General features: G+C 48.9%; 3 protein-coding genes. All 3 read right to left on the bottom strand.

Annotated features, from left to right (window positions below):
* Positions 1 to 87: 87 nt before the first annotated feature.
* Entirely contained in the window at positions 88 to 11,628 is an 11,541-nt protein-coding gene (locus tag RIC19_RS12180; protein ID WP_350178596.1) for a PKD domain-containing protein, read from the bottom strand.
* 91 nt (positions 11,629 to 11,719) lie between these two features.
* On the bottom strand, positions 11,720 to 12,820 hold the full coding sequence (locus RIC19_RS12175; RefSeq protein ID WP_350178595.1) for a phage tail protein: 1,101 nt from the start codon (positions 12,818 to 12,820) through the stop codon (positions 11,720 to 11,722).
* Positions 12,821 to 12,890: 70 nt separating this feature from the next.
* Complete coding sequence (locus RIC19_RS12170; protein ID WP_350178594.1) at positions 12,891 to 13,670, bottom strand: helix-turn-helix domain-containing protein; 780 nt, start codon at positions 13,668 to 13,670, stop codon at positions 12,891 to 12,893.
* Between the last annotated feature and the right edge of the window lie 273 nt (positions 13,671 to 13,943).

Raw genomic sequence — 13,943 nt, 5'->3', positions numbered from 1 at the left:
AAAAAATAATTCCATGATTTGACATGGTTTTTTTCTAAAAAAAATACCTCCCAGGTAAGTGAAATGGTCTTCTCCCCTAAGTACGCCCTATGGACGTGGTGTTTGCTTGACTATAGGCAGCGCCAACTGATGCCCTCTACTGCTTTCCAACCTCAGCAGATAGGTGCCATCTGGCACATCCGGGGAGAGGCGCAGGCTTTGTGCACCGGCTTCCCAAACGTTTTCGTGCTTCTCAATACGCTGCCCGGATAGCGTGAGCAGTTCCAGTGTATACCTACTGCCGTAGGGCAATTGGAGGCTCACATCAATATGCGTCCCAAATGGATTTGGATTTGCCTGCAGCAGGAGCTCGCCTTCCGGTAATTCCAGCACCTGCGTGGCAGCGCTAACCCAGATGTCATACAACCCTTGCCCGGTGCAACCGTCCATATCCGTCAAAGACAGAACAGTTTGATAGTGCCCGGGCAGCTCGTATTGGTGCATTGGGTTCATAAGTGTACTGCTTTCCCCATCGCCGAAGGCCCAGGCAAAAGAGCCTTCCGTCTCAGCAGGCGTAAACTGCACCTCTGTCTCCGTGGTCAATTCTGTTGGTCGTGCAAGGGTAAAGCTCGCATCGGGCTGGTAAACTTCCACTACGATTTCTGACGGCTCGGACAAGCAGCCCCGATAGGTGGTTTTAGCGCGAGCAGTATAGGCAGACTGTATGTCTTCAATCAGCAGCGCAGGGTTTTCCTGCAGGAGCTCCCCATCCGCTGTTTCCCAAAGGACCGAAGCCCCTGTATTGGGAGCATGAGCGTACAGGACCACGTCGGTGCCACGGCAAGCCGGGCTTTGGGCAGACAGCTCAATTTCCGGTGCCGGAATTTCAATATTCAGATTCTCCAGGGTTACGGTATCGGCAAAGACCAGTCCGTTGGCACCGGTAATGGTCAGGCTGTAATCTCCGGCGGTAAGCCCTTCAATCATGGCGCTTTCTGCTCCGGTCTCCCATTGGTAGGTGTAAGGCGCTTCCAGCCCGGTGACCATAGCTACGCTAATCGTGCCATTGGCATCTGCCGCGCAGTAGGTACCGCTTTGCTCGTAAGCCGCACTCATGGACCGGGCTTCCATAGCATAAGGTGCGGTGAAGCTGCCGGTGATGCCATTCGGCTCAAAGAGTAGTGACGCCTCCGCCAGAAAAACCTGACCTGCACTGGCATCGTACATCAGAAATTGCACCTCGTCCCCGGCCTGCGTACCGTATACAAACAAGGGTGCCCGATAGGCATCCAATGCCTCCACGTAACTCACCGGCGCAACGCCCCGGCATGCTCCATTGACGTAGGCAGCAACCCGATCGCCTTCGTCCAGGCTCATCTCACCATCAAAGTGGAGGGTGGACGTTACCACCATACTGGAAGGATAGGCAGAGGGGTCAACCGTCCATGTTTCAGGGTCGGAAGGCGCAAACACAGGCAAATTACTGCCCATACCATCGCTAACGGGTGCCTCCGTAAATGGCGTTTGTGCCCCATCATAGAGCATCGTCGCTGCCGGATTGCTCACCAGAATCTGATAGGCAAAATTCGGGCGCAGCACTTCCATACCCGGTGCAAACAACCACCGCATCAGCGTCTCATTGTATTCCGCAATCATGTTGGTAGGTAGATCAAGCGCAATCGGGTCCTGAGGCACCGTTTGCATGCGGTCACCATCCTCTACGTTGAACAGGGTAAAGGCGTCATTAATCCCTACGGTATCCTGAAGCGGATAGCCGATGATGTTCCAGCCTTGTTCCAATACGATCGGGCCATAAGTGGCATCCCGGCCGGTTACCCGAATGGTATCGTCGAGATTGCCTAAGAAAAGGATGTAGCCTTCTTCCACATCAATACTATCCAGCCCATTCGTACTAATCCAGCCTACCCCTTCCACATAGCCGGCAGAGGTGCTTTCTGTTTTGATGATATCGCCGTTTTCCAGGAACTTCAACTCCCGGAGCTGCTCGTTGACCGTCATGTCGGTTTCCTGGCTATTGAAGGAAAGCCAGGTCAGACCTCCACCGCCATCGCCTTCCCCGTTGACGGGTATGTAGCGGGCGCGGTCGCGATCGCGGTCTGCAAACAACAACTCTGGGTCGCTGAAGGAGCCCACAAGGGTCGTTTCGTCAAAGAAAATACTATCCAACGGATAAGCATTGTACTCTTCTCCCGGATCTGCATCCCATGCCCGGAACTCAATCGGCTTGCCAATATCTTCGGGGTTGCCATATACAAGCATAAAGGCGGCGTATTGCCCTGTCTGCGTACTTGCAATTCGGGCCACCCCACGGATTTCATTACCAATCCAGGCACTAATGATGTCCATAGTGTCCCGGGACGGTGCATTCCCCGGTGGCTGCGTGTACTGATAATTCGTAACGACTTGCATGCTGTTGCTAAAGTCAGCCGGATCGACCACCCAATAAGGCGGGCGGGCCAGCACATTGACTTTTATGCGGATATTGTCCACTCCGGCGTTGTTGAGGACGGAGTTGGACACCACACTCAGCACCACCGTCGTGTCCCCTACCGGCAGCAGGCTGCCATCGATATTGAACTGCACCGGCAGCCCATCAGACGTAGTTATGATGCCGTTGGGTGGGGTAGCTTGCAGCCAGGGCAAGCCCAGCAGCTCCGGAATAGAGAACCCAATGGTAGCACCAGCACCCTGATTGGTGTTGAACAAGACCGTGCGGAGTATGCCTTCGCTGTCTTGGTAAATGGTGGTTTCCAGGAAGGTGTCCTGCACGAGAATATCTCTCGCAACCACCCGGAAATCCCATTTGAAGGTATCCCTGGCCGGTACGGTATTTCCGTTGGCATCTAATGTTTCCTGTACAATACCCTGAGCGTTTCTGAGCAGAGGGAAGGGGTTTCCAAACTCATCACGCAACCCGGAAACCTTAATGGTCAGCAACTGATCATCGAATGGCTCCAGCGTCTCAAATAAGGAGGAAGGAGCAAAAGGCAGGAATACCAACTTGTTCTCAGCCGGGTCGCAGCCAAAGGTACCCGGTACGGTATCCCGCGTGGCTTCATTCATTACGATGAAAGAAGCCTCTGTTAGGGTAGCGCAATCCAGCTCCCGGTTGACTTTAATGCTGATTTCATCGCCAGACTGCCAGACCAGGTCTGAAGGCTCAAATAAAGCAAAGGCTTCTCCCGTTTGCCGGCGTATCTGTCCCCGGATCAGGTTGGACTGTGTGACACCATCGGTACCACAAGCAGCAATAGCCCTGATTTCGTAAGTGCCATCCGGATATTTCTGGTAAAGCTCCGTGATGTCCCAGGTAAAGAAGAAGCGAGGCGACTCACCCGGACCAAATTTCTCCATATCGTACTGTATCAGGGAATCCTGATTGACGATATAGCGAGGCTCAAGTTCTGTAAACGGTACGATTTCCCAACCCGAGCCATCACCAATACGCCGGTATTCCAGGTAGATCTCATCCAGATTCGGGTTTTCGGAATCGTAGTCGCCTACTTCCACCACAATAGCCTCCCGGCTGTCTGCCTGGAAAGGGTTACGGCGGGTGATGAGCCAGTCGTTGCCTGGTGAGGCGATACTGATATCGCTGCAGGGCGAATCGAAGAAGGCGCTAATGGTTACAGTATCCCGCACGCCTAGCAGGAACAAATCGCCATCTGTACAGCTTGGACGGAGTGTAATGAAAATACTGTCAAATTGATAATTATTGATAGACCGGTTTAACTCCAGAGGGATAATTACGGGCTGGTTTGCATTGATAAAAGTCAGCGTTTGCCCCGTTTGGTTTCCGCCTCCAAGTGGAGCACCATTTAAGCGTAGTGCTGCGCCATTCTCATTGCTCTCGGCTTCGTGGTAAACGAAGAAGTCACGTTGCTCACCAAACGGATTAAGGTTGGTCAATTGCAGGTAGAAAATAGCTGGCTCATCGGGATTCAATGCTCTAAGTTCCTGGAAATCAAAAGTAGATTGCGTCTCCGGATCGTAAAGAGAAATATCAAAGCGGTCACGGAGTATCGTCCCTACCTCCGGCGGGCAGCTCGAACGGCCACCGAGGAGCTGAAAATAAGGCGTATGACCCGGGTCGCGTGCCTGTATAGCCGTTATGCTAAATTGGTCGCCGGGATCATCATCAGAAAAGGTATAGGAAACAGTAGATTCTACCTCGCTGCTGCTATAAAAGTCCTTACCCCATTCAAACTCTAAATCCAGCCCTACACCTATCTTATTTTCGATATCTATACTTTCAATGATGATACCGAAGCCTGCTTCCGTATTAACACCCAGTAAAGCGCCGACACTAGCTGAAAGGGTAAAAAAGCCGCGTTGAGAGAACTTGCTGCTCGTTGTCTGTGAAATGGATTTACTTTTTTCAATATCTACACCAGCAGAGAAAGTCGTATTTTCTACGGTAGGAATAAAGGACACCGTAGGAGTTTGCCCAATAAAGGATTCAATCAAAAAAGAAGGGATGTACAAGGAGTCCAGATAGTAGTCTACAGCCCTAGTCGCCGTTTCGTATTTTGCTGCCAAATCTGTAGTGAAAATGACTTCCTGAATATCCTGGGCCAGGATGAAGCTATCCTGTGCATTGTAGGAGCCTACAGCAGGATCGGCGCAAAAAATGCGGCGCGCTGCGTCAGCTGCCACTACTCTGTCCCTGTAGTCACTTGGAGCTTCGGCATCAGAAAACTCTACTTCCTGTCCGAATACGCCAAGTCCCTGACGGTACTCGCTCTCCAGGTTATAGAACTGTACTTCTGACCAAAGCTGATCTGGATCGTAGGTTTCGGCGCAGAATTGATAAAAAGGAACCGATTCAACCTGGTGGTAATTCAGTATCTCTTCCCAGTTCATCGCTTCTGTTATCAGCCTTTCCTCCGCTTCGCCTGGTGGTAAAATATTGCCACCAACCTGTATTTCGAGGCTACCCGCTCTTACCGAATCTGCCTGGGCCCTTCTTTCGTTAGCGATTTGCTTAATTTGACCAACAGTGTAATTCCAATCGGTTTTAATTTCGTTTGGAGACACATTAAAGCTCTGCACTTTCGTAATACTGCAGGTCTCCTCATTAAAGCGGATTTCATCAATCAGACCATACTGTATTGCTACCCCTATGCCCACCATTACGTCCGCATCTGGGCCTACGAAATCAGCAGTGGAAGATGTTGAAATAGTCTGCTTTGTCGTGAATTCAAGTTCAAAGGTGTCTTCGTCGTTCGTGCTTCCACCAATACGTTGTTCAATCTCCAGAAACAGACCTTGTCCGGCTAATCCCAACTTAAAGTCAAGGTCAAGCCCCGCTCCCCCACGGAAAGAGAAAACATCAGTCAATGATTTGGTGAAAGTTTGCCCTTCTTCTATTGAGCTGAAGCTACCATCACCCGGAGGGTCACGAAGGATGTAAATAGGCATTTTCACCTGCCCTTCTTCATCCTCTACGTCTACGATAATATCGCTGCCCGGTAGCGGTGAAGCGCCTAATACAATGACCGGTATTGTCCGTTCCGCCAGTAAATCACCAATTTCTGAAAAGTATTGTATGTTGATACCCTTGCGGTAAGGAGCAACTAAATTAGGAGCCCCTCCCCTGAAACTATGCTGCTCAAAATCATCTGTTTCGGGTTGGTAGAAAAGGGTATCCCGGCTGTTCTCCTTCGCCGCTGAGTTGTTGATAATTATATACCCTTCTTTTACATCACACACCACCCCCTGATGTAATTCTGTTACGTTAAACCGGGTGGTGTACCGTGAATTTTGCTGTAATATCCTTGGCTGGTTGGGGTTACAAGCCGGGCGCATTCCAAACTCCGAAGCCAGGGTTATTGATGCAGGTTTGTGGTAAACGAGTGTACGTTCTAAGGTGGTATCCGTTTGTATTTGAACCAGTCCCCCTGCCTCCAGTTCAGTATTGGCTATGTGGAAAGTTCCGAGCTCCAATTCCGTTGGTCTGTATTCTAAATAATTGACAATCAGGTTGTTTTCCAAGGATAATGGCGCAGCCCCAACCACCCTTGCCACAATTCCATCAAGCGGCGGCAACTGCAGGGTAACTTTTCCGTTCAGGGCAGTCTGTTCAATACGCTTAAAACACCCATCCCGGGTACTGACTTCAATGTCAAAACGGGCATTGGAAGAGGCCGCAAAACCGCACACATTCCGGACAGACACTGCCACATCGTAAGTCAGGACGTCTTGAAAGTTGAACTCGGTAAACTGAGGTACAGGCGTGCTAACTTGCCTTACGGGATTAGCAAACCTGTGCAGGATCCGTTCTTCACCTGGCATACCCAAATTACGGGTGTACACACTATCTATTGTGATTTCTATACGGACCAGTCCGTTCAGATAAGGGTTAAGGACCAGCCCATAGGTGCCATCGGCTCCGGTGGTCGTTGTCTCCTCCACAATATTTCCGTCCGAAAGAATATGCAAAGCGCGCACCGTAATACTATCAATACTGCAATCACTGCCCGCATAGGACACAGACCCTGCCACAGTGTAAGCGGTAGAATCGAGAAAGAAAATGTTAGAACGGGTACTATTTTGAGGCGAGAGTGTAAATGTTTGCTCAGACTCTACAAACACGTGGTCCCTGAAGCTAACACTGAGTGTATAGTTCACCGGCTCTTCCCCTACATACATACCGGATATGATGAATTGCCCATTTTCGTCGGTATATGCTTCGTAAGTATAAAGTTCGCCTTCTACAATTCCTCTGGCAACCAGATAAGCTCCCTGAATTGGCGCATTACCTATTAGCGAAACAACTTCGCCTTCCAGTTGCCCTGCCCCCTTTGTGAAGCCAATGTCTGACAATCCAGAATCTTCATTCCCGTTTACAACTGCTGAGACAACGTAAACGTACTCCCGACCTGGCACACCGTCACTGTCGTTGTAGAAACTGTCATCAGCCCCCAGGGTAGCGATCTGTTCTTCATCCCGGTAGACCAAAAAGTTATCAACATCAGCAATATCCCCGGTGTACTCCCAGGAAATACGGGTACGGTTCGTGAAAGTGCCCTTGCTGGCAATCACCTGTGAGAGTGCAGTATTATTGGCAATATTGGCCACCCTGCCATTGATGTTTCGCGGAATCGAGAAATAGGTTGCCCCCTCGACATTGCGGTACGATCGGATGACGTACTGCATATTGGTATTTGGCAAATTTGGAAAAGGGAAGAAAACGTCCCGGTAGGTTCGCTTTCCCGGGTTGAACACAAAAAAGGTATCTTGAAAGCTGTTAAAAGTACGTTCAATACGGAAGCCATCTACATTTACGCCCAGATCTTGAGCCCAGTCAAGGTCTACCCAGTTGGGCAGGTCAGTAGTAGCAAAAAACTCATCAACCGGAGGGGGAGGCGGATATACAGCCAAATTGCTTATGCCGGGTGCGGACTCATAAAGAATACCCTCCCGCCGGTCAGTGGCGACAAGCTCATAACGGTACGAGGCGTCTTTCACACCAGTATTGTCACTGAAGGCAAAAGATTGCAGGGTGCCGTCATAAGTGTAAGGTATGTTACCCAACTCTGTACGGTTTCCTCCCGAAACCCGGTATACAATAAATTGGCTGACACCCTGGGCACGGTAGTTAAAGCTGATTTCTGTTAGCCCCAGATTGGTATTTGGCGTTGCGACAACGTTAAATGGAGATAAAATAGGCGGGTATTCCACTTCAGCTTCTGAAGCCCGCGACTGGAACAATATTCCTTCCCGCTCAAGGAGAGCTACAATACTATAGGTTGGTTCAGAGAATGGTATCCCTTCGTAGTCCCGGTAACTCCTCTCATCAGCCGGCACATCGGCTATGGGTACGTCATTCCTAAAAATACGAAAAGCACTTACTGCACTGCCATTGTAGGACCAATCCAAACGAACAGCATTAGAATCAGGTTCAGCAACGGCAGAGAAAGGAGCCGGGCGTGCCACGGTAGGAAATACGACTTCCACAGAGCGGAAATCTGAATTAGAAACTCCGATGTTGTTTGTTCTTACCGCCCGTACTTCGTATATGTAGGTTTGGTTTGGCTTACCCTGTACATCAACATACCAAAGTGAATCACCGGGGCTTACCGTTCCTAGTGGTAAACCATTACGGCGTATTTCGTAAAAAGATACTTTATCGTTGAAGTGACTCCACTGCAAGGTGATACTGTTGTCAAGATAATTCAAGTTAGGCAGAGCAGAAAGACATTCAACAGCAGGCAATGCCGGATAATCGGTATTTCTGAATACGGTCCGAACTTCAGCCTCTGGTATGCGATTGCCGTCTTGCAGCACATATGGACCGACCAGGTAAGGATAGGTTGTCGCACCCACACCCAGTGTATCCATGAAAAACTGCCTTCCATTCATTCTGACAGAAACAATTTCAGATAGACCGCGGTCCAGTACAGCTCCCGTTGCAGCACCTTCGGTAAAAGACCAAGATGCTACCATTGCTTGTTCCTCCTCAAACGGGCTCAACTGAAAGGCAGTGACAAACGCAATACTGTCCTGATAGGGCAAAGGCGGTAATACTGCTGGCGAAAAGTCGTCCCGGAACAAAATGGTGCGCCTTGAAGTAGTTAAGCCCGACTGGCTATTAGCAACAAGTTCGTGCCCCCCACCAATATCATCGACGGCAATTTCCCAATCACCACTGCCCACCAATTCATGCAGGCGGGCAAAGCGGAAATAGCCGGAGCTGTCGGTAGTAGTGCCCTGAAGAAAAGCATTAGTCGATGCATCCACAAGACTAACGCTAACACCATTTCGATCGGTCGTATACCGCTTAGCCAATAATTGTCCGTGTAGGAAGTCTGTCCCGCGGCGCAGGCCACTTGCCGCTACAACCGGAGAGCTCGTTCCCTCATACTCAGCAGTTAGGGTATACAAATGCTTTTGCCCCGGAGTGGCACCGTAATCATAGTAGTTACGGGCAGTAAAAGGAAGCGTATCCAATAGTACCCCGTCTCTGTATACCGAAAAGGTGGCAAAAATGAAGTCCGGGAATTCCCATTTGAGTCCCACATGCATGGGGATGTCGTTGGAAGCGGTAAAATGCTCAATGGAATCTAAGGGAGCACCTGTCTGTGCGGGTATGGACGCTGTCTGGGTAGCAATATCACTGGTATATTCCACGCCATTGACTGTACGGAACGCAGCCAATTCTATATCGATATTGGTAAGACCACCCGCTACGTTTGGAGTCAAAAAAGCGCTAAACTCAAATGGGCGCAAGGTATCAAAGCGGACACCATTTACACTAAGTACATAGCCGTCAAAATTGCTGTATTGCTGGGCATAAGCAGGGTCTACGTTGACACCTAATACTCCGGGAGCGGGCTGGGTTACAGTGCTTATACCTGGCTCCGCTACAACAGGATAAGTGACTGCTGCCGTCGTGGCGGTACCAACGTAAGTCGTATCCGGCACATAAAGGTAAGGAGAAACACTGTAGGTATAATTGATATCCGATCCACCTTGATAGTCCCGGTAAATATAATTCTGCCCCTCCTTGAGTATCCGTTTTACAGGTACACCATTACGACTAACAATGAAACCGGAAAGGTTGTCGTAGTTGTCTGCAGTTGCGGGTAGCGACCAGCTTAGCTCAACAGCGTTTGATGCCGGCAATGGGTCAGCGGTGAGCGATATGGCTACAGGTAAATCGGGTATCGAAAGCGGCCCCGAGTTAGCCGGAGGACTGGACTCGAGGATATCATTCGATTCCGCTGCTTTTCTGAAGGCAGTAAGTTCATAAGTAAAAGTCTGACCGGGATCTGCATAGTAATCGTAGTAGGTCCGGCTCGCGGTATCAAGTATAGCAATCAATTCATTATCTCTATATAGCCTAAACCCGTCGAAGTTTTCCGAGTCATGATCCCAGCTCAACGCCATGACATTATCACTGTTCGCATCAATTCCAACTTGTCCAACCAAGTTGTAGGGCGACTCGACCGCTGGCATAGTGTCAAAAAGCATTTTGCTGCCTGAGACCAGCGAGTCTCCCTTGAAGCCATAAGCGACCACCCGGTATTGATAGATATAACCGGCACTTCCGCTTTCATCCATTAGAGTAAACGGTTGTGATTGTTGGTCGTCCGTAAAGTCAATCAACTGGCTTTCCCGAAATAACTGAAAGTGTATGGTGTCTCTTAAATTGTCTGAGGTTTGATAATCCCATTGGAAAGAAAGTTCGTCTATTCCAGCTGTAGCAATAACTGTATCAACAATTATACTGCCATCGATACTTGTAGGGTATGTTTCCCTTGAGGTGAAATTGAGTAAGCTGCTAATTGGTTCTCCATTAGTCAATGTATCTCTGAGTGCCCGGTTTGAGAAAGTAAACCGTCCCATATCCCTGGCGTTTACGTTAAACACACCACGCCTGCCAAAGAACACCTGGTCAAAAACATAAAAGCCTCTGTAGTCCGTATATACCGTGTCTCTGAGGGTGTCGGCTTCTATCCTGACGGAGTAAGTCACCGGTATATCGGCGATACCCACTGAAAGTGGTGTACGGATAAAACCGGAAATCTGGCCAATAGCATCCAAATCGACTGTAAAGACGTCGCGTCCTCTCGTCTGGCCTTCTTCATTCAGCAAGTCAAGTTGGTATGAACTTGGCATTCCAAAGGTAGGCGTCTGATCTGTGAAGGCCGTACTGGTGCTGTCCAATGTTGCGATAACGATACCATCCCGCCGGATATTCAACGCACTTGCAAAGGAGCTTACATCATTCCATGATAGGTTTACAATACTATTGTCCTCGACCATAGCGCCAAGGCCGATATCAAATGTACTGCCGTTTGTACATACCTGCTCAGGCAGTGTCCTATCCAATTGATCGTTGAAAGTAGCCAGACAGTATTCATAAACCTGGCCATTGACCAGATTGTCTGGATTTCCAGTTATGTAGGCGTCAACAAAAGTGAATGAAGTATCTACAGTTTCTGTGCCCGGAATAGCCTCTACCAATACACTATCAGTGCCGGTTTTACGAAATACCAATACACTGCTCGTCAACTGAGAGTTATTGGTCCAACTGAGTGTTACCTCTCCGGGAGAAGCCCCTGTGGATGCCGTCAGGTTGGTCGGTGGCTGAAAAGGCAAGGTTGAACCCATAGTGGAAATACTGGTGCAAGCCATCGCGCCACTGCCCCTGATGAACAAATTCAGGGTATAATTAACGGTACTGTCCGGCCCTACAAAGTGGCGATAACTATCCGTTAACAAGCCATTGGCATTGAATATGATATCAGAGTATATCCTTTCCCCTCCTGCTAGCAGCTCCAAGAGTACACCATCCGGATACGGCATGCATCGATTTCCTACATCTTTAAAACATTCTTCTAAGACACTCCAGGAAATCGTAATGTATGCATCAGAAGTATCTGTAGCATCCAGTCTGCTTTCCCGAGTCAACAGTGGGAAATCGGGCTGTAATACACCGGCCTGCACACGACCACCACAGGCATCTCCGGTAACGTAAAAGATTTGTCCTAAAGTAGCGCTTACGCTCCCACCCGATCCATTCGCTTCGGTATGGGCAGCATTAGTACCATTTTGCGAAAATATGGGTAAGTATGAAAACAGCCCTATGATAGTAAAGATAAGTATCTTGTAACAATGCATGACGTTAGGGTTTTAGGTCGTCCACGAGCAATACCATAGTGAATGCCTGATCACTCCGGTATTAAGTCGATATCCTCAGCGGTACTGGAGGTTATCTTGCTTTAATCATGTAATTAATAGTGAGGTAAGGCTGTAAGATGCTATGCGCCTGACCGCCGCCGGTATTATTAACAGTAACAGGATGATTATGAGTACCTGCAGAAGATGCAAAAACGTTTGCACCGGAATTAATCTGACCACTACCAGCACCGCCGGCAGCATCAATATAGTTAATACCATTCCCACCTCCGTCACCCCAGAGCACACTATACGGCCCAAAGACACCAGGAACTGGCTCGGTTACCACATCATGCGTATGTGCCCCGTCGTTGCCTGTGCTAGCACTATGGGAGTGAGCGGGTATTTGATCCACGGTCAGCGTATGCTCGTTGTTACCGCCTATATTTCCAAGCGCGTTAAACTCTGCTTGATTATTGTCTAGCCCAACAGGAACACGTCCATTCAAATTTGGCACCCGAAAACGTCCAGACTCCGAACCGTACGTGTAGCCTATAAGGGTAAATAAATCAGGGTAGGCATCATCATCGTATGAAGTCCCGTCACACAACAGCCAACCGTCGGGAACACTGCTACCACTCCCTGCGTAAGGCAAAATGGTCCCTAGAGGTACGGTCAGGGTTGCGGCACCACTTGCAGACAACGAACTTGCTTGGTCGGCTACATCAGCTGTAGCAGCACGACCTGCATTCTTGGCGTACAGGGAGTAAGGAACACTAAGCAGCTGAGTTGTTCCTGTTATTGTATAGTTTACACCACCATTAGGGTCAATTTCCTGCTCTATGTAATAAGGGCCCATTTGCCAATTGATGGCCGATATACTACCATTCTCAATAGTCCCCGTTCCAATTTCGATACTGAATAATCCTGCACCGTTGGTTACCGGATTATGAGTCTCTCTGAACACATTATTTCCGGCTGGAGATCCCTGCCGGATGGTAATACGAACCCCCAAAGTGGTATTGGTAATCAGATTGTTGCTCAGATCCCGGACTACCCCCTGATAACTAAACTGTTCAGGGGCCTGAGCCGTAACCGATTGAATGAAGAAAACCATAAGGAATGCGCTAAAAAACAGCGCTTTAAAGTGGAAAGCCAAACGAGGGAAGCTCGAGGAGTAAATTAGGTACTTCATGAGAGTTAATGGTGTTTTATGATTTGCAAGTGTAAAATTAGCGTATATGATTGTTTTGAAGCCGCACGGATCATTCAAATATTCGCACAAATTGGGCAGACGACAAACCATCTTTCCTGAATTGCCTGGGCGTAATCCCGTAAAACTGCTTAAATGTCCGGGCGAGGTAGGTCGAGCTTGAAAAGCCGCAGGTATAGGCGATTTCGGTGATATTCTGGTCACTTCCAGACAATAATTTTGCAGCCTCATAACACCGGTAGGCGGCGATCAGGCGGTTGGGGGATTGGTCAAATGCTTCCTTTATTTTACGGTACACCGTAGACTGGCTTAACTGCAACTTCTGGCCTAAGTCTTTAACCCCGAAGCCGGGCTGATCCGACAGGAGCTGTCCAAGTGCCTTGGTCACTTCCTGGCAAAACAAAGTGTTTTTTTTCGCTGGCTGGCTTTGCACTCTTGTATACTGAATCACGTTTTCTATAGCCGCCACCAACTCTTGTTCTTCCGGGCTTGAAACTACAAAGCTGATGACCCCCAATCTTCGGGCCTTTATCCGCTCTTTCGCGGAAATGGCGGAGCCGTGAAATATGACAGGTGGATAATAAGTAAGGGCTTTACTTAGCGCTGGTAGCTGGCTTATTAAAGAACAGCCTGCAAGTATAATCAGATCGTACTGCCTCTTACCCCTTTTTGAGGAAGCAGCCCACTCCACCACTTCTATAGCGTAATTGGGCGGAAGACATTTTTTTAGTGCCTCCAGATCAGTGGTCTCTTTCCCTATGAGCATGATCCGGGACTGTGGTGTCTCCTCCCTGCTTGAAAACACTCCTTTTGCCATGTCTCTATATTTCATCTGCTGGGTTTTAGACCGAAAAAAAGCCGAAAGTGTGATACTCGCCTACTGCAGGCAACTCTATCCCGCTGTCAGGAAAGGAAGAGATCAGCGGTATCAAGTGGCTTCATTTGCGTATTGGGGAAAAGGTTACCTGTCGGCTGTCATTAAGGTGTGTTCCTTTATCCGGAACGATCAGCTGCAACGGCAGAGAAATCAAGACTGTTAAATTACGAAATTTATACTAGTCGCCCGGTATGTCCCAAATCAGTAAAATGTAGCGTTAGCTTTCAA

It is taken from the genome of Phaeodactylibacter sp. (assembly GCF_040219495.1).
In the GTDB taxonomy this organism is placed as follows: Bacteria; Bacteroidota; Bacteroidia; order Chitinophagales; family Saprospiraceae; genus Phaeodactylibacter.
Note: the sequence above shows the minus strand (reverse complement) of the source record. Positions and strands in the feature narration are given on the sequence as shown.

What these genes read in the sequence shown, in the direction of transcription:
- RIC19_RS12175 (WP_350178595.1), bottom strand. Translation starts at nt 12,820, where the DNA reads ATGAAGTACCTAATTTACTCCTCGAGCTTCCCTCGTTTGGCTTTCCAC.
- RIC19_RS12180 (WP_350178596.1), bottom strand. Translation starts at nt 11,628, where the DNA reads ATGCATTGTTACAAGATACTTATCTTTACTATCATAGGGCTGTTTTCA.
- RIC19_RS12170 (WP_350178594.1), bottom strand. Translation starts at nt 13,670, where the DNA reads ATGAAATATAGAGACATGGCAAAAGGAGTGTTTTCAAGCAGGGAGGAG.